The 26526-nt window shown below is 38.9% G+C and carries 16 protein-coding genes and 1 pseudogene; 9 read left to right on the forward strand and 8 right to left on the reverse strand.

Features of this window, described 5'->3' with window-relative positions; translation table 11 throughout:
* Nucleotides 1-406 precede the first annotated feature (406 nt).
* Nucleotides 407-1069 (forward strand): hypothetical protein, encoded by a 663-nt coding sequence (locus tag ON09_RS10700; protein ID WP_010601064.1) that lies wholly within the window; start codon nt 407-409, stop codon nt 1067-1069.
* A gap of 8 nt (nt 1070-1077) precedes the next feature.
* On the opposite strand, the gene ON09_RS10705 is transcribed toward ON09_RS10700, so the two are convergent.
* Nucleotides 1078-1797 (reverse strand): DUF481 domain-containing protein, encoded by a 720-nt coding sequence (locus ON09_RS10705; RefSeq protein WP_010601065.1) that lies wholly within the window; start codon nt 1795-1797, stop codon nt 1078-1080.
* A 127-nt stretch (nt 1798-1924) separates the two neighbouring features.
* Between ON09_RS10705 and ON09_RS10710 the strand changes: the two genes are divergently transcribed.
* The 4 genes from ON09_RS10710 to ON09_RS10725 all read left to right on the forward strand — a co-directional run bounded on the left by ON09_RS10710 (nt 1925) and on the right by ON09_RS10725 (nt 6867).
* Nucleotides 1925-2776 (forward strand): SDR family oxidoreductase, encoded by an 852-nt coding sequence (locus ON09_RS10710; RefSeq protein WP_238533652.1) that lies wholly within the window; start codon nt 1925-1927, stop codon nt 2774-2776.
* A 28-nt stretch (nt 2777-2804) separates the two neighbouring features.
* Nucleotides 2805-3629 (forward strand): ion transporter, encoded by an 825-nt coding sequence (locus ON09_RS10715; RefSeq protein ID WP_010601067.1) that lies wholly within the window; start codon nt 2805-2807, stop codon nt 3627-3629.
* 368 nt (nt 3630-3997) lie between these two features.
* A complete protein-coding gene (locus ON09_RS10720) occupies nt 3998-5350 on the forward strand; it encodes a putative sensor domain DACNV-containing protein (RefSeq protein WP_124914565.1) in 1353 nt (450 codons plus the stop codon).
* 158 nt (nt 5351-5508) lie between these two features.
* Entirely contained in the window at nt 5509-6867 is a 1359-nt protein-coding gene (locus ON09_RS10725; RefSeq protein WP_029204275.1) for a PAS domain-containing protein, read from the forward strand.
* A gap of 288 nt (nt 6868-7155) precedes the next feature.
* Here the strand turns inward: ON09_RS10725 and ON09_RS10730 are convergent, their stop codons facing one another.
* Both ON09_RS10730 and ON09_RS10735 read right to left on the reverse strand, forming a co-directional pair.
* Nucleotides 7156-9240, reverse strand: a complete 2085-nt coding sequence (locus ON09_RS10730) for a CehA/McbA family metallohydrolase domain-containing protein (RefSeq protein WP_010601070.1) — start codon at nt 9238-9240, stop codon at nt 7156-7158.
* Between the two features lie 77 nt (nt 9241-9317).
* On the reverse strand, nt 9318-9569 hold the full coding sequence (locus ON09_RS10735) for a hypothetical protein (RefSeq protein ID WP_010601071.1): 252 nt from the start codon (nt 9567-9569) through the stop codon (nt 9318-9320).
* 189 nt (nt 9570-9758) lie between these two features.
* Between ON09_RS10735 and katG the strand changes: the two genes are divergently transcribed.
* Both katG and ON09_RS10745 read left to right on the forward strand, forming a co-directional pair.
* A complete protein-coding gene (gene katG, locus ON09_RS10740) occupies nt 9759-12035 on the forward strand; it encodes a catalase/peroxidase HPI (RefSeq protein WP_010601072.1) in 2277 nt (758 codons plus the stop codon).
* 169 nt (nt 12036-12204) lie between these two features.
* A complete protein-coding gene (locus tag ON09_RS10745) occupies nt 12205-12387 on the forward strand; it encodes a hypothetical protein (protein ID WP_010601073.1) in 183 nt (60 codons plus the stop codon).
* A gap of 89 nt (nt 12388-12476) precedes the next feature.
* Here the strand turns inward: ON09_RS10745 and ON09_RS10750 are convergent, their stop codons facing one another.
* Complete coding sequence (locus ON09_RS10750; RefSeq protein ID WP_010601074.1) at nt 12477-17303, reverse strand: chemotaxis protein CheB; 4827 nt, start codon at nt 17301-17303, stop codon at nt 12477-12479.
* A gap of 4 nt (nt 17304-17307) precedes the next feature.
* A complete protein-coding gene (locus ON09_RS10755; protein WP_010601075.1) occupies nt 17308-18837 on the reverse strand; it encodes a GAF domain-containing protein in 1530 nt (509 codons plus the stop codon).
* A 280-nt stretch (nt 18838-19117) separates the two neighbouring features.
* On the opposite strand from ON09_RS10755, the gene ON09_RS10760 reads away from it, so the two are divergent.
* Nucleotides 19118-19891 carry an SDR family NAD(P)-dependent oxidoreductase gene (locus tag ON09_RS10760; protein WP_238533653.1) on the forward strand — a complete coding sequence of 258 codons (774 nt, stop codon included), beginning with the start codon at nt 19118-19120 and terminating at the stop codon, nt 19889-19891.
* Between the two features lies 1 nt (nt 19892).
* Here the strand turns inward: ON09_RS10760 and ON09_RS10765 are convergent, their stop codons facing one another.
* Nucleotides 19893-21710, reverse strand: a complete 1818-nt coding sequence (locus ON09_RS10765; RefSeq protein ID WP_010601077.1) for a glycoside hydrolase family 15 protein — start codon at nt 21708-21710, stop codon at nt 19893-19895.
* 148 nt (nt 21711-21858) lie between these two features.
* Nucleotides 21859-22951: pseudogene (gene mnmA / locus ON09_RS10770) on the reverse strand (tRNA 2-thiouridine(34) synthase MnmA).
* Nucleotides 22952-23459: 508 nt separating this feature from the next.
* On the opposite strand from mnmA, the gene ON09_RS10775 reads away from it, so the two are divergent.
* A complete protein-coding gene (locus ON09_RS10775) occupies nt 23460-25712 on the forward strand; it encodes a GH92 family glycosyl hydrolase (RefSeq protein ID WP_010601078.1) in 2253 nt (750 codons plus the stop codon).
* A gap of 144 nt (nt 25713-25856) precedes the next feature.
* Here the strand turns inward: ON09_RS10775 and ON09_RS10780 are convergent.
* The coding region (locus ON09_RS10780; RefSeq protein ID WP_010601079.1) for a hypothetical protein at nt 25857-26526 on the reverse strand (670 nt) is incomplete at its 5' end.

Here is a 26526-nt window from a genome sequence, read left to right on the forward strand (position 1 = left end):
ACGTACACACTATCAGCAGCTATTTTTTCCCATCTCTTGAGCTCAATTTGCAGGTTTTCAATTTCTTTACCTAAAGATTCTATTTTGCTCTGAATTGATTTTCTAACGTTCGTATTTGCCATAACACAAAATTATGATTTGAATATTAATTTGGTGTAGGTTGATCATTTTTTAATGAAGATAATTTACATTTCCACTGTATTTCAGTAAGTTATCCCTCTGTCGAATTTTCAACATTCCTGGCCATCAATTGTGAATATTTTTATGTACTGAAATACAGGAAGAACCATTCTCCAAACATTGATTTAGCTGGGATGATTTTGTTGCGAAAGCGCAAAATGTTAAATTTACGGTTCGAAGAATACGGATTAAGTATTCAACGATTAGGAACCGAACAATTTTTACTTTGCAACTCTCTATTTTATCTTTTCAGGAGGATCATCCCTTTGTCCTTACTGATCTTCGTTTCTATATTGCCGAAGCTGCGCATTATATTATGGCGTTAAATTTTCAGCAAGAATTTGAATTATTATATATTGATTTAACGGCAAAACCTGATCAGAAACCCGGAATTGTAGGCTTGAAACTTATTCGTGATGCAAAGAAAACCATGCATCCAAAAATTTATGATCATTTGGCCTTAATTAACATTTCTTCCGTTTGTGCGGCAACTATCAATGCTCATGGCAAGGATAAAGTACATCAGGATAAAAGTAAGTATCCCGCTCAGGCAGAATTAATGGTCATCGAAGGCTGCATGGACGACTATGAAGCGTTTAAAAAACACTTATTACCTGTGTCGCGGCAATTTTTATTACGCCCCATACATACCGAATGGAATACGATCTTAACAGCATTTGATTTCTTTCTGATGGATGGTGTTTGGGAAGCCGTTAGTTTTGTAGGCGAAATGCTGGCAAAGCATAAAAATGATGGCGGTGTCAGTCATGCACAATTATTTGATCAGCTTTGTAAGCAAGACTTTTACGCGATGTTGTGTGCTTCGATGGAAAACTTTTTAAATCAGCGTTATCCATTAAGTAAAGAGACATTAAAACTCGATTTTTAGAATCCTGATTAAAAGTATTTATCCAAGCTTAGTCCGTAGGTGAAATTTAAGTTTTCTCTACCGGTAATGTTTAATCTGTTATAGTTTAGGGCAGTCGTTAAACTAATCCACTTTCTAAGTTTTAGGCCAATCGTGGTCGACGACCGGATAATATAATCGCCCCGTCGTGAAAAGGAATTTTGCAAGAAATGGCTTCCATCAATGGTAATGATCTCTTTTAAAGCGAAATGAAATTGAAGCCTAAGTGAGTTACGCAAGGTGTTATAACTTTCACCTACCACCAGGCTACTTTGATCGAATAAAACTCCATTGCTAAGGTTAATGTAAGCATTGGATTCATCTAAAAAGCTATAAGCGATTCCACCGCCTGCAAGTAATTGGTTTTTTAATTTCAGTGAATAACTGGTATTGTAATTTACCAAGCCCCAGTAATAGAAATGCTCCGGACCTTTAAATAAATTAAAGTTTAGTGTAGTAGAAAAATCATTGTTGCTTAAACTTTTGTTTTGCTTTCCGTACAGCCAGCTGGTGGTGGAGTTTAGAACGAACGTTTCTTTTTTCATCCCAAAATTTAAACCGTTGTTGAGCAAATAAGCTCGCTGATCGTTTGTTCGGTTGATTGATCCTGTGGATGATAAAAAAATATGGTAGTTTGTACTGTCGCTATATTGGGCATTGGCAGATAAATAGCAAAGGATCGTGAATAAGAAAAGTACAAATTTCTTCATATTAAGTTTAACACAATTACAACAAGTATGTTTAAGCAATCCATAAAAAGTACTTCTACGGTTATAAAACTTTGATCCCTATTTAAAATGTTATCGGCGCAAGATTATTTGATTAAACGTTATCATGATGAAAAAGCAAAAGACTCCAGCCAAGCAAACAAAACAACCCGGTATAGAATCAAAAATGAATCCCGCTCCGGAAGTGATTAAAGGTACCTATAAAGGCGCTGGCAAATTGATTGATAAAGTAGCGTTGATTACCGGAGGTGACAGCGGTATCGGAAGATCAGTTGCGGTACATTTTGCAAGGGAGGGTGCACAAATTGCGATTGTGTATTTTGATGAAGTGGGTGATGCAGAAGACACTCAAAAAATGATCGAACAGGAGGGAAGAACGTGTTTACTCATTAAGGGCGATGTGAAAAAGCCTGCTTTTGCCAGGAAGGCTATCAAGCAGGTTGTGAAGCAATTCGGTCAGCTTAATATTCTGGTTAATAATGCTGGCATTCAAGTACCACAAAAAGATCCTAAAAAAATTGATGATAAACAGCTTGAAGATACTTTTCGAACCAATATTTTTGGTTACTTCTATTTTGCTCATGAAGCCCTTGAGCATCTTCATCCGGGCGATAGTATCATCAATACTACATCGGTAACAGCTTACCGTTCATCGCCTAACTTAATTGATTATTCCTCAACTAAAGGAGCAATTACTTCCTTCACCCGTTCACTGGCAACTAATTTGGCCAAGTCGGGTATCAGGGTTAATGCTGTAGCACCCGGCCCCGTTTGGACACCACTTATAGTTTCTACTTTTGACGAAAAAAAGATTAAATCATTTGGTTCAGAAACCGCAATGGAAAGGGCAGGGCAACCTTCAGAAGTTGGACCTGCTTACGTATTCCTGGCTTCAGCGGATGCATCATTCATAACAGGTCAGGTTATCCACGTAAATGGAGGAGAAGTAGTGAATGGCTAATGTGATTGCAAATGATTAATTTTACATCATGAAACCAAAACCATCTGAGCATTGGCGTTTTCGATTGCATGAAGTGATTTACGAATCAAACACACGTGCCGGAAAAGCTTTTGATGTTGGGTTACTGATTGCCATCTTTACCAGTATTATGGTGGTGATGCTGGATAGTGTGGTGAGCATACACCTAAAATATGGCGCATTATTCTACAAGCTGGAGTGGATATTTACAGGGCTGTTTACAATTGAATATATCTTGAGGTTAGTTAGTATTAAGCAACCGATCAGGTATGTATTTAGTTTACTGGGGATAATCGATTTAATTTCCCTATTACCTTCCTATTTGAGTATATTCTTTATCGGCGCACAATCGCTATTGGCTTTTAGGGCTTTAAGGCTGCTTCGGGTTTTCAGAATTTTCAAATTAGGTGAATTTTTAAGCGAAATCAATTTCCTTACACAGGCTTTAAAAAACAGCTTCAGGAAAATCAGCATTTTTCTGTTAACTGTACTCACCATTACGGTGATTTTAGGATCGATAATGTATCTGGTAGAGCAGAAAGAAAATGGTTTCTCCAACATCCCTGAAAGCATTTACTGGGCTATTGTAACCATCACTACAGTTGGTTATGGTGATATTTCTCCAATCACACCAATGGGAAAATTTGTTGCATCGGTTGTGATGCTGATTGGTTATGCGATCATTGCTGTTCCGACCGGAATTATTACCCATGACATTGCAGTTGCAGCAAAATCAAAAAAGGAGATGCCCGAATCTTGTCCGAGCTGCAGTTTAGAAGGTCATGATGCCGACGCACTTTTCTGCAAGCACTGCGGCTCATCTTTGTTTAGATAATTGGTACTTATCTGATAAGAAATTTAAACAAATAACGCTCATCAGGTTTATTCTGCTTCACATTAAACAAATGTCCTTTATTGTTTGTATATTAATCAAGTTGAGCAGATTATCATGGTGCCATGCATTCCCCGGTAATGTATTAAAGAAGTTAGAAATTTAGGAAGCTATTCCTTTTTTCAAGATGCACAGATTTATACGGGGTAAAAAAGTAACGCCATGATAGCTGCATGACACTATACCCCCCCATAATATTATAACAGGCATTAGCAGGTAAATAAAAAACACAAAACTTCCTGAGATAAAATTTAACAGTCGGCTCGAAAAACTATTCAACTGCTCGGATGTTTTATATTAAATCTTATCCTTTGGAAAATTCACGTCCCCAAGATCTTGCCTTACTGGTTCAAAATAAACTGAGATTGGCCAAAAACAGAACGACAGTTCCGGATATAGGTATTTTGGAAGCGCTTTTCGATTGCCTGTTCTTTTCGAGTATGTGCAAAGAAGAAAGTGATCTGATTCGGGTAACGGTAACGTTTATCGATCCCTCGAATCCTGACCCTACACCACCCAAGATAATTGTACCTGAAAGATGGAGTTTCGTCGCTTTTGAACGGCCTATTGCCATGAGCACAAAATCTTTAGCTAAACTTTCTAAAGCAGCCGATCCGTCGTGCTCCTCGCTGGCCGTTTATTACAATGAACAAGGACAACTTTTTGTATGGGGCATGATAGACCAGGCGATGCATTATCAAAACTTCCTAAATTACGAGTCTGATACGCACTCTGAGCAACCTGGACTTTTTCAAGTGGCTGTGAGCGACATTGGTACGCTCCATGTTTTGTTTGATTACGAACTTCTGGCCACGCTTAAACAGAACGTTTTGGTAAAGCGCTATCTGGATGTACTTACTATCGGGCCAATCTCAAAAATTTTAAAGAAAAATGCCGAGCTGCTAAAACTTAATATAAAAGAATATCTTACCGAGGCTTATCCTGAAGAAGCCTATGAAGATTGGGAAGAATATCTTGATGGACTCTGGATTCAAACCTTTTCGAGGTTGCTGCTGAAAATACAGAACTATCAACATGGCGGCGCAATACTTATTGCAGACGATCATGAAGACCTTGATATTAAATACAAAATTCACTACCAGCGTCTAACTAATGCAATGATTGCACATGCACGATCTGCAATTGATAACTTTTTTTTCGAACGTACGATAGATGAACAGCTCGAGGCTGGGAGACGTTCCATCAACAAGCGCCTATATCAACATGAAGCCTTGTCGATTAACACTAAAAAAGGAACTGGTGATGAGATTAGCGGAGCAATCAGCTTCATCGCTTCACAAAGCTGTGTTGATGGTGTGGTGCTTTTCGATAGAAACATGGTTGCCAATGGCTTCGGTACTGTACTAAGGGCTAAACGGATGCCACGTAAAATTTATGTTTCTGCTACCTCAACAGCATCATCTAAATCACTCACTGCGGATGATCCAAAACATTACGGAACCCGGCACAGATCGATGATTGCCTATTGCTGGAATCATCCAAACGCCTTAGGTTTGGTTATTTCACAAGATGGTGAGATCAGGGTGTTTTCTAAAATTGAAGACAAATTGATCATGTGGGAGAACATTAAAACACAGCAATACATGACAAACAAATCTCAGCGACAGAAAACTCAAATGCTTAAACCTAGTGGTCAGGCTTAATATTATGCCTAACAGCTTGATCATTAGAAATAATCTAAATATGATTTGCTTTTTTTAGCAGATAATTTCATCAAAATACGATAAGTTTATATTTACATTCCTTTGCCGCTTGACATCAGTTTTAACGAAGCAGAAAAATAGCAGGCATAAACTTTAATATGATGAAAGTAAATGAACTATGGCTTAGCCGTGATGAAAGCACCAGATTAGCTACACTAAGCCGCTACAAAACCGTCTGCAGTCCTTCTGAACATGCGCTCGAAGATTTTGCGCAACTGGCTTGTGAAATATTTGATTTGCCCATGTGCCTGATTTCACTGGTAGATCTGGATAAGGTTTATCTAAAAGCATGTGTCGGTTTTGCGGGATTGAAATCGTTACCACGCACCGATTCGCTGCTTGGCCGGTTATTGCCATCAAATCAAGTTATAATCGTGGATAGCCATGAAGAAACCCTTCAATTTTCCAGCTTACTAAATACTACTATTCTTTTCTGTGCGGGAGTGGCGCTTATAACACCAGATGGACATAACATCGGCTCCCTTTGGTTGATGAATGATCAGTCTACTGATTTTGAGTTGAAAAAACAATCTTTACTGATGAAGTTCGAACAGGTTCTTATCGATCGGATGGGCTTGTGGCTGGTTGCAGCTGAAGATGCAGCGATGCGGATACAGAATGTTAAACTCGTTTCAGAAAACGAAAGGGTAGTAGAGAAAATTTCGCACCTCATGGATTATCACCAGGAGATTTCAAATGCAAATAATGTACTGGAAGGTGTACTGGATAGCTTTGAAATGATTTTTCAGCAGGCACCCATCGCTATGGGTATTTGTTCGGGTGCTGATAAAAACATCTGGCAGGCAAATGCCATGATGGAGAAAAGTTTTGGAATAAATATTGTCGGCCAGCGGCTTCACCATTTAATCGTGGAAATAAACGGCGATGACTTCGAAAAGTTGGTGAACGATACTTACCAGCAGGCGAAACCTTTCCAGGCCAAAGAAGCAAAACTATTCATTGATTTGCCTGGTGAAAAAAAACATATCTATGCAAATCTATCGTTGCAACCTGTAGGCAGGATGGGAGATGAGCCGGATAACATCATGTTTATTATTGATAATGTGACCGAACAGGTATTCGAAAAACAGGTAATGGAAGAAGCAAATAATGTTTTGATTAACGCCATTGAAGATACTGACATGGGATACACCATTGTAGAGTTTGCTACAGGAAACATGAATGCGAATGCCAGGTTGAAACAAAACTATGGATATGCCCCGTTTGAACCATTCAATTACGATGATCTGTTTGCTGCAATGCTGCCGGAATATAGAAGCGCTATTAAGGCTGCGGTAGAAAAAGCAATCGTAAACAGGAGTATCTATCAATCTGAATACCAGGTGCGCTGGCCTGATGGCTCAGTACACTGGATACGAGGTTATGGAAAACCCATCTACGATGCGAATGGTAAAGCCTCCCACATTATTGGTTTCAATAAAATTATTTCAAAATAGAACATTCATGATGTTTATTACGGATAAAAATCTAACAGTTATTTGAGCTAAGTAATTTGAGTTGGATAGCAATATTGCCATTTCAAGCTGTGAGCATAAGCAGCGTTCGCAGAAAAAAAATATTTAAAAATGAGAAAGCCCCAAATTTCTAAGGGGCTATAAATTTTTGTTTTATCGACATCCATCTTTAAAACTAAACCAAACAAACTATATACTTAGACAACCAGATCTAAATATTGTTTTAAAAAAAATAAATTTTTCAGATTGCCCTGCTATTTTTGTTAATGATTACTGATCTAACCAAATCATTTGCGTGAAAGCTCCATTGGCTGCCACGTCCCAGGCTTCAACCCGAACCCATTTACGTCCGGCAAGTTTAACAGGCCAACTGAAGGTTTTCTTACCAAAGCTTTGCGTATCATTAAGGTTGATACGCTGGTGATAGATTTCTTTCCCATCACCTGATACAATATCAACAAAGTTTAATGGGAAGGTCCATTCTAAAGCCATGTTGATATTTGCGGTTCCAGCGGAAGTTAGCTTTAATGTTTCTCCAGATTTTTTGCCATTGATGCTGAAAGAAGGAATAAGCACCTCACCGGTAGAAACGAAAAATTTTCCCTTCCGCATGGCATCTAAAACACTTTGCCAGCCCTGTTCATAGTTTGGCAAATTCGGCAACTCCAGATAATTTACGTTGAGGTGGGCATACATTTCGTTTTGATGGGTAATGGTAAAAATATCTGCTTCAGAGATGACATGTTTTTGAAGCCCCCAATTCGCCATATCATCGCATAATTTTAAAACCCGTTGGCTTAAAGTTGGAATAGATAAATCTGCTGGAATGGCTTTCCAGGCGGCACCAAGAAAAGTTTCTGATTTAAAAAAATCTTCATCTTTATAAGCGTCCGGATAACCCGTTGAGGCTTTTGTACGGGCATGGGCTGTCCAGGCCAAACCTTTCTCCAGCTCAAGCAACTTTAACATTTCCTCTTTATTTCCTACGTGATAAACTTTTCCCAGTTTCGGATCGTCGACTACAAAAGATTCATTTGGTTTACGCGACATCACCCAATACACTGGCTTCGGAAAAAATGCCAACCAATGTCCGCCATAGAAGTTGTTCGCTTCTTCGCCTGGCAAAAGCAGGAATTTACTGTCAGATAATCTTTTGGTTTGTTGAAATAAAGCACCCAGCTCTTTTAAGCGATCATTGTCGGGCCCTTTCGGATGCCCCGGCCCATGAAACTCTGCAAGTTTTACAATGTCCAAACCATGTTTTTTAAGCACATCAACAAATTCTGGCTTCTCCGGTACAGGCTTTCCAGCCAGTACCACATCCGAAATAAATTCATTATGAAAATGTGTAGCCATTGTTTTGTAACCAGGCACTGCTTTATATGAATCATCGTGTGTAAATTTCTTTACCTGTGCTAAAGCGGAAGTTGCATTGCCTTCATCCAGCAGGCAAAAAAAGTTTAACCTTTGCTGGGTTTTAGGCGGTGCATTAAACCAGGGTACGTATCTATTATCGCCATAAGGATCCTGACGAATGCCCATGCCAAAACCTGCAATAAGTTTATGGAAGTTCTGGCCATACCAGGTAAATTTAAGGTTAAAGGCTTCATCCAAAGGATAGAAATACTGATGTGGCGCTGGAAATAATGCCAAACTTCCTCCGGGATTTTCACCAATGATGGTTCTATATTTAACTTCCAGGTTCCGGCTGGTATCTGTGGCAGATGGAGTAACCTGTTGCATCTGATCCTGAACATTTGCCCAGGCCATTGTTTTCCAAATTGCTTTCTTGCTCACCAATCCGGCATCGTAAAGAATAGCTGTGGAATCGATTTCAGTTGACAATACCGCTGCAACATTGAAAAGTGGACTTCCATTGTAAAAAGTAATTTCAACATTTCCTTTGAAACGGTCGGCATGAGCACCATCAATAGTTAATATAGTCTGCTGTCCATTGGTTCTTACGCTGGCATTCTGTTTACGTATTGTAACCGGATAGGAATGGAAGGGCTTTTTAGGAACGCGATCGAAAAATACATCCCAGCCACCACTTGATGGGCTTAGTGAGCGTTTGCCGATGGTAAGTACAAACGCGGGATCTAGATCAGATCCGATTTCTTTAAATATTTTTCCTTTAGCCAGCTGGACACTCTTAAGCATCGCATGATCATTTTCCAGATCGATAAGCATTTTGCCCGTTTGGTTGTTGCCAGCTGGCCAGGTTAAGGTAATAATCTTCTGATTAATGCGAACTTCAGATCCGTTTTTTTTAAACCCTGAGAGATCGACTTTTGATTCTTGTGCACCTGCATGTAGCGCAAAGAGAAATACATAGGTTAGAATAATTTTTCTCATAATAATTAAAAATAGAGAAAATAATTACCCCATTGCCTTAGCTAAAGTAAAAATGATGATAGGTGTTTGAATAAGTTCTAAATCGATTTATCTTCCCCTTGCTCGTACCTGTCTTCTCCCTCTTTATCCTCATGAACAATAAGCGACTCTGGAGCAGCGCCGGCATTATTTGATCCCGTTCCGGAAATTTTTGGTGTACTTAAGATATCGTTGTTATTTTGTTCGGGATGTTCTTCTAATGAAGTATTTCCTAAAGCCTTCTGGCTTAATGCTTCCTGGTCGTTTCTATCATTTTCCAGTTCAGGATTCTGGTTTTCTGTATCTATCATAGCTATATCAATTTATTGAAGAACAACATTTCAAAATTAAAGTTTCGGAAAAATGCTATCTGATAATAGATTTTGGCTATTAAAATATAGAATTAAATGATTGGGATTATCGCTATTAATCTCCTAATTTTATAATACTATCAAAACACATGGTTTGGGCATTTGTTCAGCCTATAAATATTTTAACTAATGGAAAAAGACTCAAACGACATCAGCAAATGCCCTTTTCACAATGGTAGCATGAAGCAAAATGTAGGCGGTGGCGGTACCCGAAACCGCGACTGGTGGCCAAATCAATTAAAGCTCAATATTTTACGTCAACACTCTACTTTATCTGATCCGATGGATAAAGAGTTTAACTATGTAGAAGCCTTCAATAGCCTTGATTTAGAAGCTGTTAAAGCTGATTTACATGCTTTGATGACTGATTCTCAGGAATGGTGGCCGGCAGATTTTGGTCATTATGGTGGATTGTTTATCCGTATGGCGTGGCATAGTGCCGGTACATATAGGGTAGGCGATGGCCGGGGTGGTGCAGGTGCAGGCTTGCAACGGTTTGCGCCTTTAAACAGCTGGCCTGACAATGTAAGTCTTGATAAAGCAAGAAGATTACTTTGGCCGATTAAACAAAAATATGGTCGCAAAATCTCCTGGGCAGATTTGATGATCCTGACCGGGAATATTGCCCTCGAATCAATGGGTTTTAAAACTTTTGGTTTTGCAGGTGGCAGGGCAGATGTTTGGGAAGCAGACGAATCTGTTTACTGGGGATCAGAAAAAACATGGCTGGGAGGCGATGTTCGTTACGCTCATGGATCAGACGGTGTTTCTGAAAGTGGTGGTGTTTTAGTAAGTGATGATGATGCCGATGGCGATGTGCACTCCCGTAATCTGGAGAAACCACTTGCCGCAGTACAAATGGGTTTAATTTATGTAAATCCTGAAGGTCCGGATGGTAATCCAGATCCTGTTTTAGCGGCAAAAGATATCCGAGATACTTTTGGTCGCATGGCGATGGATGATGAAGAAACTGTGGCATTAATTGCCGGAGGACATACATTTGGTAAAACACATGGAGCAGCCTCATCAGATTATGTAGGTAAGGAACCTGAAGCTGCGGGAATTGAAAGTCAGGGATTTGGATGGCATAACAATTACGGTTCTGGAGCAGGGAAAGATGCCATTACCAGTGGCCTTGAAGTAACCTGGACAACCACGCCAACGCAATGGAGCAACAATTTTTTTGAGAACTTATTTGCTTTCGACTGGGAGTTGAGCAAAAGCCCGGCTGGTGCACACCAGTGGGTAGCTAAAAATGCTGATGCGATCATTCCGGATGCTTTTGATGGTTCAAAGAAACATTTGCCAACAATGCTTACCACGGATTTATCGTTGAGATTTGATCCTGCATATGAAAAAATATCCAGAAGATTTTTGGAAAATCCTGACCAGTTTGCTGATGCATTTGCGAGAGCCTGGTTTAAGCTAACGCACCGCGATATGGGACCAGCGGCCCGTTATCTTGGTCCAGATGTTCCTCAGGAAGAATTATTGTGGCAAGATCCGATTCCAGCAGTGAATCATGCCTTGGTAAATGAAGCTGATGCAGAGATATTGAAATCGAAAGTGCTGCAGTCAGGCTTAAGTGTTTCTGAACTAGTAGCTACTGCCTGGGCTTCGGCTTCTACCTTCAGAGGATCTGACAAACGTGGTGGTGCAAATGGTGCCCGAATTCGTTTAGCGCCTCAAAAAGATTGGAAAGTGAACAATCCTGCACAACTGCAAAAAGTATTAAACATACTGGAAGGCATTCAAAACGATTTCAATACTTCGCAGTTAGATGGAAAACAGATTTCTCTTGCCGATTTAATTGTACTTGCTGGCTCAGCAGCAGTTGAAAAGGCCATCAGCGATGGTGGTTATGCTAACAAAGTACCGTTCACTGCCGGTAGGATGGACGCCGCTCAAGATCAGACTGATGTGGAATCGTTTGGTTATCTGGAGCCACAAGCAGATGGTTTCAGAAATTATAGCAAAACAAAATTTACCGTTTCTACTGAAGAATTATTAATAGATAAAGCACATTTACTTACCTTAACTGCGCCAGAATTAACCGTGCTGTTAGGCGGGTTGAGAACATTGGATATCAATTTTGATGGTTCAAAAAATGGTGTTTTTACCCACAGGCCAGGCCAGCTGAGCAATGATTTTTTTGTGAATTTGCTTGATATGAACACTGCTTGGAAAGCAGTTTCTGATGACAAAGAAGTATATCTGGGAAGCGATCGTAAAACCGGGCAGCCAAAATGGACCGCAACCCGGGCTGATCTTGTATTTGGTTCAAACTCAGAGTTAAGGGCAATTGCAGAGGTTTATGCCAGTTCGGATGCGAAACAAAAATTCGTAGATGACTTTGTAAAGGTTTGGACTAAAATCATGAATCTTGATCGGTTCGATTTAGCTTAAAATATCTTAACCTAAAAAATGGCACCTTTTTGGGTGCCATTTTTTTTTCTGTAGTTACTGATATTGCAATGGCTGAACGGTGTCTTTCAGCAATATTACAAACCAAATTAAAATTGTAATAAACATTTCATTGCCATAGCTGTTAAAAATATAGTTCAACCTATTAGCTATGGATATCAATAAAGAAAATTATCACAATAACAGTCAGGAAAACGAATCAACAATTCACCAAAACAATAAAGAGCAGAACCGCACTATTAGCGGCATAAATGATATCAGCAGATCATTCTGGGACGAGATTAATAACGAAATTAATTCGAATGATGTTCCCCTCTGGAGAATGTGGCGGTAGATTAGCGTTTGCTTTTATAAATAATAAAGGCCGATGCTTGTTGTAAGTCATCAGCCTTAATTCGAATTTATGATGTTGTAGTAAACCTTTTATAGAGGTAACTCGAACCAAAATTCTGCACCTTTATTTTCTTCACTATCCACTCCGATTTTTCCATTATGGCGATCAATGATTTCAGCGGAAATATATAGGCCTAAGCCTAAGCCGGAGAATAAGTGAGAAGACTCTTCCACTCTAAAAAATCTATCAAAAATATACTCAGACTTATCTTTGGGAATTCCGATACCGAAATCACGAACGGAAACTCTTAAAGCATTTTCCTTTAGCTCGGTTTTTATAACAATTTCATTAGCGTGTGGTGAGTATTTGAGTGCGTTCGACAGAAAGTTTGATACCACCTGCTCAATTCTATTTTTATCTGCATGCACCTCCACATCCTGCTGAATATTCATGGTTACAGAATGATTCCCTAAACTTCCCTGCAAGCCATCAACAGATTCTTCAATCACTTCATTGATATTAAAGTCAGAAAAAGTGAAAACCATTTTACCTGCCTGAATCCGTGTTACATCTAATAAATCATCAACCAAAGATGTAAGTTTGCCGATCTGTTTGGTTGCCTTATCAATAAAGCCAGAAATATGTTCAAACTTTTCTTGCTGTGCCATTTTTAAGGCAAACTGCAAATAGCCTTTAATACTGGTAATCGGGGTTTTTAATTCATGACTGGCAATACTCATAAACTCATCTTTTTTGTTCATGAGGTCTTTAGTTGCTTTTTGAGCGATCATTAAATCGGTTACCTCGAAAGCGAAAAATGCAACACCATCAATTGCGCCACTATCTGAAAATACCGGGTTTAAAATGATATCAAACCAGCTATCTTTTGTTTTGCCTGTTTTCTCATCCTTTTGCTGCAGTTTGTAAGAATTAGCAACAAAGGTTTCTCCTGTTTCAAGTACCTTTTGCTCAATACTAATCAGCTCCTGGGTTTCGAACTGCGAACCATCTTTTAGCTGCTTTTTGCCAATATAATCACTTCCACCATCGAACTGAATAAAAGCTTCGTTCACAAATTCGTAAACAAGATCTTTCCCTCTCCGGATACTGATCAAAGCAGGTGCTTTTTTGAAAATGCTATAAAATTCGTCCTGTTGTTTTTTAATGAGTTTTTGAAGTTCAGTTCTCCGTTTTTCATTGTGCTTTTGCTTGCTAATGTCGATAATGTACGACACTGCATCTTTGCGATCTTCGTCGTCTAAAATTGCCGAACCCACCAATACATCAATGGTTTTGCCACTTTTGGTAATATATTGTTTTTCAAACGGCGGGCAGAAACCCTCATTTTTCACCAAATCTGCTGAGATCTTGCTAATTGGTAAGAAATCTGGAGGGGTAATGTCACCCCATTTGATTAAACCATCTTCCAGGTCTTTTGTGGTATAGCCCAGCATCTCTATAAAAACTTTGTTCGCCGTTTCAATTCTGCCGGTTTCCACATCAGAAAATATCATCCCAATTACGTTTGAATCAAATATTTTCCTGAATTTTTTCTCGGTAGAATTTAACTTTGTTTCCGTATCTATGAGTACAGTAATGTCAAGTATGGAGCCTACCATTCGGTACGGAATGCCGTTATCATCTAATAAAATGCTCCCACGATCGAGAATGGTAGCGTAACTTCCGTCTGCTTTTTGTAAACGATATTGTGAGGTCCACTGCGTTTCGGCATTATTGATGGCCTCATAAACACTATCTTTTACACGCTCGCGGTCATCAGGGTGAATGGTATCAAAAAAGAAAGAAATATTCTGGTTATCCGGATTATTTTCATAACCAAACATGGTAGCGAAATTATCATTTCGCCACATGGTGTTGTTCGCCAGGTTCCAATCCCAAATGGTATCATTCGTAGCTTTTGATACCAGGTTGAAACGTTCTTCGCTTTCAGAAAGTTTAACCGTACGTTCCAGAATTTTTTGTTCCAGTTCGGTATTTAGTTCCTTTAAATTTTCTCTGGTTCCAAGCAGTTCGTTATAGTTGCGTTTTAGTTTTTCTTCTGATAGTTTTTGTTTGGTAATATCCGTAATGGTTGCAGCAAATCCATCAGCCATTTTAACGGCAACAATTTCAATCCAAACCTTATCTGCCAGTTTAAACTCGAATTGTAGCGGCGTACCTTTTTCCACTACACTAATATATTTATTGAATAAATTACCTTCAGAAATTTCAGGAAGGTTTTCGAGCATTTTACCCTTGAAAAGTTCTTTATGCTCTTTTTTAAGAATTCTTAATGAAGCATCGTTAAACGACAAACATTCAAAATCAGTAATAAAATGATGTTTGTTTCGAACAGCTTTAAACGCAATCACACCGTTTAAGCTGGCATTAAATACACCACTAATGATGTTGCTCAATTCGGTAAGTTTCGAAATATCGACAAAAGTAACCACTACACCATCCGTTTTTTTATCTTTTCTGATGTAGGGCATAATGCGCATCAAACTGCTATTGCCATTTTTAATTTGAACTTCTTTTTCTACAACATTACCTGTTTTTAAAACCGATTGGATATCGACGTTGAGATTTTCTGCCTTGATGTTGTTTGAAATGTGTTCAATGGAACGGCCAATATCAGCTTCAATCAAATTAACCATGCTGATTGCTGCAGCATTAAATTTCCGGATGAACATACCCGAATCAACAAAAATCTGCCCGATATCGGTACTCCGGAAATAGTTATCTAAGTCATCGTTCAGTTCAATTAATTCCTTAATTTTTACCTGGTGCTCTGTATTTAGTGTATGTAATTCCTCATTCAGCGACTGAAGTTCTTCATTGCTGGATTGCAACTCTTCATTGGCAGAAAGCAATTCTTCATTGGTAGACTGAAGCTCTTCATTCGTAGTCTCCATCTCCTCAACGGCCAACTGCAGATTATTCCGGGTTTCATTCAGTTCAGCCTCCAGCTCAAAAATGTATTCGTTTTGGTCGCCATCATGGTAAGCCACCATACCCAAATCATCCTTATCTGGAATAGTTTCCAGGGTACTTTCGCCAAAAATAATCATGGTAGAACCACTAGGATTCTTTTTTTCGGGCGGCTGTATAGAAATATTTAGATAAGTATCTTTATTTCTATTCGCAAATCTAACACGTTTAAGATGAGTGCTTTTATTGTCTTTCCAGGCTTTTCTTAATGCGGTGTTCAAAATAATCGAAATTTCTTTCGGCACCATTTTTAAGATGTTGAGCTCGATTTTATCTTTTGGTAATGATAGAAACTGCCGGTAGTCGCCTATGGCATCTTGCATGATATAGGATTTATCTACATATATGCCCACATAACCCAAATCCCGTGTTAGAAACTGGTTGAAAGATTTTTCAATCGGGCTAACAGAAAAATCATTAGCATGAGCACTTTTTTTATCCTGAACTGAGAGCGATCTCGAGCCCGTATTATAGGTGTTGTAAGTAGAATAATTGATTGTTCCAGTTTTCTGGTAAATCTTCCATTTGCTCGAAACTTCTGTTAATCCGGCTTTTAATGATGATGCTGTTTCACTCGAACCCAACATTAAGTAACCGCCGGATACCAGAGAAAAGTGGAAAATAGACAGGATTTTTTCCTGCAAGATGCTATTAACATAAATAAGCATGTTGCGGCAGGTTACCATATCGTTTTTGATGAATGGCGGCGATTTAATTACATCATGTTTAGCAAAAACTACCTGTTTACGTATAGAAGCAATAACGCCGTAAAATTTGCCATCCTGAGCGAAATATTTTTTGAAGTATTTTGCCGGAATCTCTTTACTAATATTTGATGGGTACTGGTTTCGTGAGGCAATTTCGATACTTTTCTCGTCGATATCTGTAGCGAAAATTTTAATGTCTATTTTCTTTCCTGATTTTGCAACACTTTCATTCGCGATAGCGGCAACGGTATAAGCCTCCTGCCCGGTGCTGCAGGCACAAACCCATATTTTTAAAGTATCACCGTCTGATTTTTGTTCAACGATGCGGGCAATCTGATCGGCAAATGCTTCAAAAGCGCCTTTATCCCTAAAAAATTTTGTAACACCTATTAAGAAATCCTGGCCAAGAATAGCCACTTCCTTTTGATTGCTTTTTAAAAAATGAACATATTGATCGAGCGTTCGAATATTATTTTCGTTCATTCTTCTGCCAATCCTTCTAATGATGGTTGGTGTTTTGTACAGGTTAAAGTCGTTTCCACTTTGCAAATGAACCATTTTGAAGATTTCATCTAAAAGCTGCTCGTTTATTTTGCCATTTTCAAGTACTTTAATCGGCTCTTCATTCACATAATTGAAAAGTTCCTGATGCATTTCAGGAGCAGATAAAACATGATCGACATTGCCTGATGAAATGGCACTGTTAGGCATCCCATCGAACTTTGCGGTAGAAGGTTCCTGTGCGATAACCATTCCACCATATTCTTTTATGGCTTGAATACCTTTGGTACCATCAGTTCCCGTTCCGGAGAGAATGATTGCAATTGCTTTCTCTTTTTTATCTTCTGCCAGTGTATACAAAAAGTGATCGATAGCGGTATTCGGAGCCTTAATTTGAGACTTTTCTGCCAGTTTTAGCCGGCCCTGGCTTACCGTCATTAGTTTGTTGTTGGGGATAATGTAAACACAATCCTGCTGAATGGCCATGTCGTTTGCGGCTTCGAAAACCTTCATGTGGGTATGCTTGGCTACGAGCTCAACTAAAAGACTTTTATAATCTGACGACAAATGCTGAATAACCACAAATGAGAAACTCGCATTTGTAGGCATATGATCAAAAAATTCATGTATGGCTTCTAAACCACCCGCCGAAGCTCCAATTGCAACAATGTATTTATCGTATCTTTTTGACGTCGCTTTAGTTACCTGATCAGTCATTCGTTTAGTTGTAAATTTGTTTCGCCTTAAATTCAAATAAGAAGTTTCTTAATGATTCGGCCATTTCAATTTCAGTTTTTTTCCAATCATCTGATTGGCCATAAATGGTTTGCATCCAAAGTTTAAATGAGTTACGGGGATGGTAGTTTACCCCATCCTTCTCAAATGTAATCGCCTGGTTCGGATCACCTCCCCATTTGATATTCTGGATTACCTCCGGTCTGAAACAGAGTAAGAAGTCACCTTTTCCGGCATCTATAGGAATGGCCAGCAATCCGCTTGCAACATTTGGATATGCTTTTGCTTCCTCATAAGTTTCGCCTAAATTCTGACTTGTAAATATTTTATTTATTCCTTTTCCTTCCAGCCACAGCGTCAGGTTTTCCAGTTGATCCATTTCTGGCACCATTCCGGTTGTTTTAATTTTCCCATTCAGGCTTAATGCCGCACCAGTAGCATTAAACAACGAAAGCAGGTTTTGGTTTTCATCAGAAAAGATTCCTTTCATGATATCATCTTCAGCATAAATTAAGTCTGTAACTACCGTTCGTTGTTGTAGCAAACGGGCACTACCTACTAATTCTTCATGTTTGATAATGGATGAAATGCGATAAGATATTTCAAGGCTTAACCAATCAAAGATCGACCGGCTTTCAATGCTCAAATATTTGCTGGTAATGTGATGGCAGGAAATTAAACCCCACAAAATACCATCAATAACCACACGTATTGACATCGAGGCTGTTACGTTCATATTGGCCATGTATTCCAAATGCACCGACGCTACGCTACGCAAATTACAGTCTGATAAATCTAAAAAACCATTGGTTATTGGATTAATTACGGGGAACAGCTTGATGGTTTTATAATTTCTGTTAGGGATTAACCTGAATGGGTTTTTAAGGTAAAGTGCCCTGGCTTGTTTCGGTACATCAGAAGCAGGAAAGGTTTGCCCGAGATAACTTTCCAGCTCTCCGGTTATTTCTTCGGCGATAACTGTTCCATTCCAATTTTTATCAAACTGGTACATGCGGATGCCATCAAAGCCTGCTATTTTTCGAATTTCTTTAATACTGGCTTCACAGACTTCCTGCAGGTTATCGGTACTTTCCAGGGTAGAAATAAACGACCTTACGCCTTGAAATACTTCGGTAAAACTGCGCTCTGGCTCTTCATCAATTTTCTCTATTTCTAAAATGACTAAATCCTTTTTTACATGCGCAAGAATATTTACCGGAACAGTAGCTGTAGCAGAAACTAATGGAAATTGAAATGGTAAACGGGTTCTTATACCTTTATTAATTTCAAGTTTAAATCGGCTCAGGTCTTCTGCGGATACATAATCTCTAAAATTCGTTCCGATACTTTCTTTCGCAGATTTTGCAATGATCGCCTCAACATTTTCGCTCACCTGAATGATGTCAAGTGATGCAATTTCCAGAACGATCAGAAATCCGAAATCTTGTATCGAGTTGGTTTGATGAATGGCAAGATTTCCGCAAAATTCTGCGTCGTAGTTTTTATTTTGACTCATTTTAAGTTTTTATGCATTTCAAATTCCGGTAATAACTAACCATTTATTTACTATTGAGAATATACAATTGAAAGGAGACATTGTAATCGCATAATAGAAATAGGGATCACATTATCCAAACGCATAAAAATATACAAAACCGAAGTAAAAACCATTTTTTATAACGAAAATGCTACTCCTTTGGGGTGCTAAAAGGTCAATACATCATTAACCTGAAGCAGTTAGTTTTATATCCGTTAAAACATTCTCAGCTAAAATAACTTTATTCTTAAAAAAACTTATGATGAATCGTTTCGAAAATAAAATAGCATTAGTTACAGGAAGTAGTCAGGGAATAGGAGAAGCCTGCGCTTTACGTCTGGCAAAAGAAGGCGCAGACATTATTCTTAACGGGCGTAAATTTGACGAAAGAGGCGAGGAATTAATTGCGGAAATTGAAAAGATGGGTAGGAGAGTTAAATTTTTAGCTGCGGATGTAAGCAAAACTAAAGATGTAATCAAGCTTATTGATGATGCAGTAGCCGTTTTTGGATCGCTTGATATCCTTGTGAACAATGCGGGCCTGGAAAAGAAAGCCGATTTTTGGGAAGTAACCGAAGAAGATTACGACATCGTAATGGATACCAATTTAAAAGGCATTTTCTTTGGCATTCAGGCTTTTGTAAAATATTGTAAAAGGGAGAAAAGAGCCGGTACAATCATTAACATGAGTTCGGTACATGAAGAAATTGTGTTCCCACATTTCTCTGCATATTGTGCAAGCAAGGGTGCGATGAAGATGTTAACGCGAAATCTGGCAACCGAATTGGCACCATTGAATATCAGGATTAATAATGTTGCACCGGGAGCGGTGACTACACCGATAAATCAGGATCTGTTAAATAATAAGGAACAGTTAGAGAAATTGTTGGATAACATTCCAATGAGAAGAATGGGCAAAGTAGAAGATGTTGCTGCGGTAGTTGCTTTCTTAGCATCAGACGAGGCTGGTTACGTTACCGGATCTACTTATTTTGTAGATGGCGGCTTAACCTATCATTACGAAGAACAGTAAGTTAAAGCTTACTTGTTCTTCGCCCAATCTGTTTGTTTAATTCAACCGCCGCACTAATTAAAGCAAGGTGCGTAAATGCCTGAGGGAAATTACCTAAATGCTCGCCTTTTTTACCAAGTTCCTCACTAAAAAGGAGCAGGTGATTGGAATACCCAATCATCTTTTCGAAATTTTCCACGGCCCGTTCTACTTCTCCGCTTTTGGCTAATGCTTCAATAAACCAAAACGAACACATATTAAACGTACCTTCCTCTCCATCTAAACCATCTATTTTGGTCATGCCGTTATTATAGCGGTAAACCAGTACATCTACTAAAAGTTCTTCATCAATGGCTTTTAAGGTAGATAGCCATCGTGGTTCAATAGGTGAGATGAAATGCGTAAGTGGCATTAGCAGAACGCTTGCATCAACATGTTCTGCACCCTTATACTGCACCCATGCGCCTCGTTTTTCATTCCAAAAGTTATGATAAATGTCGTTGTAAATATCGCTTCGAACCTGATGCCATTCGTTCTCCGGATAAGGGAAGGAGCGGTGTTCAGCAATCTTTATTGCCCGGTCCATGGCTACCCAACACATTAACCGGGTGTGCAGAAACTCTTTTTTCTCACTTCTGATTTCCCAAATACCATGATCAGGTTTTTTCCAGTTCTTAATTACCTGAACAATCTGTTTCTCTATCAACGTCCAGAATTCATAGGTAATAGGCTTATATGATTTATTATAGATGTAGATGGTATCGATCAGCTCACCGTAAATGTCAATCTGTAATTGCGTAGCCGCCTCATTTCCAATTCTTACCGGCTTTGAAGCACGATAACCTTCCATGTGTTTGAGTTCTTTTTCATGGAGTTTGGGATTTCCATCAATCTGGTAAACCAGTTGCAAATCAATTTTTTGACAAAGGTTAAAGATCCAGTCGATAAATGCCGTTGCTTCATCAAAGAAACCCAGTTTCAAAAATGCGTACATGGTAAAAGCAGCATCACGAATCCAGGTGAAGCGATAATCCCAGTTTCGATTTCCGCCAATCGCTTCGGGCAAACCAAAAGTAGGTGCGGCTACAGCAGAGCCAAACTCGGCAGACGTAAGAAGTTTAAGTGTAATCGCCGAACGCCGTATTAACTCGCTATATCTTCCATCATAACTTGTTTTATTAATCCATTTTACCCAAAAATCTTTAGTTTGATGGTAGGCATCCTGCTGATAAAATTCCAGTTCTTGTCCTTGATGATCTTCCGGTAAAAATTCCAGAACGATCGTAGCCACTTCCGTTTCGTGCAAGGTAAACTCAGCGTAACCATTCTTTTTTCTAACGGTAAGGGGTTTATCCGATAACATCTTGATTTGAAGTTTTTCTTCGGCAGATGTAAATCTGATTTCTTTTTCAAGGCATTCAACCTCGTGATCACTTTCTGAATAACCAAATCGCGGTACACAACTTACCTTAAACTTTATACTTCCTCTAACTGTTTTAATTTGCCTTACAATAGCACTGGTAAGTGTTTTATTTCCTTTTTGAATTGGCATAAAATCGGTTAGCTCAGCTATTCCAGAATCAGAAAAATATCTTGTTAATAAAATTGCTGTTCCAGGTAAATAAAGTTGCTTGCTGGTAAAGTTCTTCAAATCTGGTTCTACTGCAAAAAATCCTCCACGCTGTGAATCCAACATCGTAGCAAATACAGTTGGCGAATCAAATTTTGGCGCACACATAAAATCGATTGATCCCTGTAACGAAACCAACGCTACGGTTTTAAGGTTTCCGATAATTCCGTAATTTTCTATGGGTTGAAAGGGCCTGCGGCTATGATTCATGGAGTATTGCTTTTAAACTTTCATTTATAAAGGAAATTTTAAAGCTTTTTGTTTGATGAACTACAGAATAGGTTAGCGCAATATAGAATATGCAGGCAAAAAAAAATCCCAACCGGATGGTTGGGATGTATGTTATCTGCTAGAATACTTAAACCAGGAATCCGCCTCCTAGTAAATCGTTGCCTTCATAAAATACGGCCGATTGGCCAGGAGCAATCGCTGATACATTGTGATCAAAAACCACACGCATCCTGTCTTTTTCCTGAACGATGGTACTTAACATACCAGCATCTTTGTAACGAATCTTAGTAATCACATCGTTCATTGGCTCTTCAATGCTAGCATATTTGATCAGGTTGATATTACGAACCATGGCTTCTTTACGTTCCAATTCTTCGGCTTTGCCTAAAACAACGGTATTGCTTTCCGGCAAAATTTGAGTAACAAACATCGGTTCGCCAAAAGCAACGCCCAAACCTTTACGCTGACCAATGGTATAAAAAGGATAACCTTTATGTTGCCCTACAACCATTCCATTACTTAAAATGAAATTTCCGCCGGCAACCTTATCTTCTAAATCTTCAACTTTATGTTTCAAGAAAGCCCTGTAATCATTATCAGGAACAAAACAGATTTCATAACTCTCCGATTTTTTTAGCCAGTTCTTCCTGTCCCATATCTAAAGCCATCTGCCTGATCTCTGATTTCGCAAAACTGCCTAAGGGGAATTTAGTACGGGAAAGGTTTTCCTGAGAAACACCCCAAAGCACATAAGATTGATCTTTGTTTTCGTCTTTACCTTTAGAAATTACATAACGGCCACTATCTTGCTGGCGAATGTTTGCATAATGCCCGGTGGCAATAAATTCACAATCCAGTTTATTGGCACGTTTTAACAATGCTTCCCATTTAATATGTGTATTACACAAAACACAAGGATTTGGTGTCCTTCCAGCTAAATATTCATCAACGAAATTATCAATTACATAATCGCCAAATTCATCACGAATATCTAAAATATAATGTGGGAAACCATAATTTACAGCAAGTGTACGGGCATCATTTATACTATCTAAAGAACAACATCCGGTTTCTTTGCTGCTACCGCCGGCGCTGGCATAATCCCAGGTCTTCATGGTTAAGCCAATAACTTCATAACCTTGCTCATGCAACATTACAGCTGCTACCGAACTATCAACCCCGCCACTCATGGCAACCAGAATTCTACCGTGTTTACTCATTTTAAAATAATAGGATGCAAAAATAAGGTTTATTTACCTGAAATTATTTAAAGCAAGTCAGTTACTTGTAAAAAGCGAAAGTGAGTTGTGTTGGAAAGCAGAACCAGCGTTGTTATTAATGTTCGTCCAGCTTTTCGCTCATACGCCTGCAGGCCTAAGGCTCATGGGCCGGTATCCGCTTCAATCTGGTTTAGCGTACCTAAAACGGTGAAATAAACTTTCAACCTTGCAATCGTCTTTCGAGTTTTGGTTTTTTATTGGAACGCGGCAATCTTGTTTAGTAAACGATTGTGCAATGAGATTGCTTCAATCGATGAAAAATCGATTTCGCAAAGACGGCTATCGTAACTTGTATTATTGCAACTTTGTATTTTTTATGTTGGTTAAACGATTTAGTCAAAGTTTATATGCACATTCGCATTTTAATTAATACCTTAGAATTTTAAAACAAAATACAATCAATTTTTTCAGAATATGATTAAAAAAATTAATCCTGCCTTGTCTTCTTTTGTCATCATTCGTGGCATCGGCTCAGCAGAATTTGGTCCAATATGTTAAACCAATTATTGGAACGTCGAAAATGGGACACACCTATCCAGGGGCAACTGTTCCTTTTGGTGCAGTACAATTAAGTCCTGAAACAGATACTTTATCTTACGAAGTAAATGGAAAATACAATGGTGATGTTTACAAATACTGTGCAGGTTATAAGTATGAAGATAAAACCATAACGGGTTTCAGCCATACGCATTTCAGCGGAACCGGTCATTCGGATTTAGGCGATTTCCTGATTATGCCTACGCAAGGAAAACTGCAGTTAAATCCAGGTACTGCCGATAACCCTAAAGCAGGTTACCGTTCAGCCTATTCACATGCCAATGAAAAAGTTGAAGCTGGTTATTACAAAGTAAAACTTGATGATGATAACATCACAGCCGAATTAACAGCGACCAATCGTGTCGGTATGCATCAGTACACTTTTCCTAAATCAGATCAATCGCATATCATTTTAGATTTGATGGCCGGAATTTATAATTATGAGGATAAAACGGTATGGACTTACGTTCGTGTGGTTAATGATACTTTGGTAACCGGTTATCGCCAAACCAATGGATGGGCAAGAACCAGAACGGTTTATTTTGCAATGAGTTTCTCAAAGCCATTTAAGAATTATGGCAGAAAAAGTTATGATGCTAAACAGGCTTACCGCGGTTTTTGGGGCAAGTTTAACCAGGATCAAAACTTCCCGGAAATTGCCGGTAAAAAGCTGAAAATGTATTTTGATTTTGATACACAGGAAGGCGAGAAGGTGAAAATCAAGTTTGCTTTATCGCCGGTGAGTCAGGAAAATGCTTTGCAGAATATGCGTACCGAAATATCTGGTTGGGATTTTGAAAAAGTGAAAACGCAGGCTCAAACCACCTGGAACAAAGAGTTAAATAAAATCCAGGTTAATACATCAAACAATAATAAAATTAATTTCTATACAGCGCTATACCATTCGTTCATTAATCCAACTACCTATACCGATGTGAATGGTGAATACAAAGGTTTAGATCAGGGCATACACAAAGCTGAAGGTTTTATCAATTATACCACATTTTCTCTGTGGGATACTTACCGGGCCCTACATCCTTTCTTTAACATTATGCAGCCAGGGCGAAGCAATGATATGGTGAAATCGATGATGGCGCATTACGATCAAAGCAGCCTGAAAATGTTGCCGATTTGGTCGCATTATGCCAACGATAACTGGTGTATGAGTGGTTATCATAGTGTTTCGGTTTTAGCTGATGCGATTATTAAAGGCACTTATAATGGCGATGCCAACAAAGCTTTAGATGCCTGTGTAACAACTGCGAAACACCGCGACTATGAAGGAATCGGTTATTATATGGATAAAGGATATATTCCTGCTGAAAGAAGTGGCGTTTCTGTTTCCAATACGCTGGAATATGCCTATGACGATTGGGCCATTGCACAGCTTGCGAAGAAACTGAACCGTATGGATGTGTATAATGAGTTTATAAAACGTTCAAATAATTGGAGGAATAATTTTGATAGCGCTTCAGGTTTTATGCGTCCGCGTTTGGCTGATGGTAGCTTCAAAAAAGCTTTTGATCCAAAGGATACGGAAGGACAGGGTTTTATCGAAGGAAATAGCTGGAACTATAGTTTCTTCGTTCCACATGATCCGGCTTCTTTAGTTGAGGTAATGGGCGGCAAAAAGAAATTTGCAGCTCGCTTGGATTCATTGTTTAGTATGCACTTGCCGGATGAGTTTTTTGCCCATACGGAAGACATTACACGAGAAGGCATTATTGGTGGTTACGTTCACGGAAACGAGCCGGCACATCATGTGGCTTACCTTTACAACTGGACAGACGAAGTGTACAAAGGTCAGGCTCAAATCCGCCACATTTTAAATATGCAATACAAACCCACTGCCGATGGTTTGGGTGGAAATGATGATTGCGGCCAAATGAGCGCCTGGTACATGTTTTCAGCAATGGGATTCTATCCGGTTGCACCAGGTTCTGATGTATATTCATTAGGTAGCCCATTGGTTAACAATGCTGTAATTAATTTAGAAAACGGGAAAACATTTACCGTTGAAGCGATTAAGCAAAGCGATAAAAATGTTTACGTTCAAAAGGTTTTACTGAATGGAAAAGAAATCACCAACCATCAAATTAAACATGCTGATATTACCAATGGAGGAAAGCTTACATTTTACATGAGCGCAAAACCTAAAAAATAATATTTCAAATCATCCCGATTGAGGTATCGAACCGCTGGCATTTGTCAGCGGTTTTTTTTTGACTTATGCATGATCTTTGTTTTACGGGGATATTGCAATTCCTCGTCGATTTATACTCATGGCATACTATCATTAATTTCAATCTTAAACATATCTTAGCCACCACTGCTTATGTGTTTCCTTGTATTTTTTAAACCATTTGCAGGGTAAATACAGCGCTATGATAACAGCAATCCAAATCACATAAACCGTGGTCAAACTAAATCCAAAATCACTTGGGCGAAACCAAAACGGAACCTGAACAATTTGCTCGTTGGTAAAGCCGGTAGCATAAAAGGCAATGACTAAAATGGTGTGCAGAAGGTAGAAGTGAATCACATAGTAGAAAAAAGGTACTGCTCCATAAACAGATGTAACTCGGCTAAACCAATTGCTCATCTTCTCTGTGAAAGCCAGAAATAACATGGCAGTTCCGATGGTCATGGCGGTATATTGCAATGAAGGTGGGTATTTACTCACGTTAAAAAATGACAGTAGATTTTTGAAAAGATCATCGTATTCTTTCCTCGGAGCAGGGTCGCCGTACAGATTTATGCATCTCAGGAAAAGGAATAGAAAAATAGTCAGCGAGCCAGTAATCATCAAATTTTGTTTCCTGATTTCTGCAGAAAATCCTTGTTTATACCATGCACCAATGCCGTAACCGAGAAACATAATTCCAGTCCAGGGTAAGATGGCATAAAATACCCCAAGTAAATGATCCTGATTTAAAGGAACAACTGTTCCAAAAGCGGTAAAAAATACTTTAAGTAGC

Origin of the sequence: Pedobacter agri PB92 (assembly GCF_000258495.1) — a bacterium.
GTDB lineage: Bacteria > Bacteroidota > Bacteroidia > Sphingobacteriales > Sphingobacteriaceae > Pedobacter > Pedobacter agri.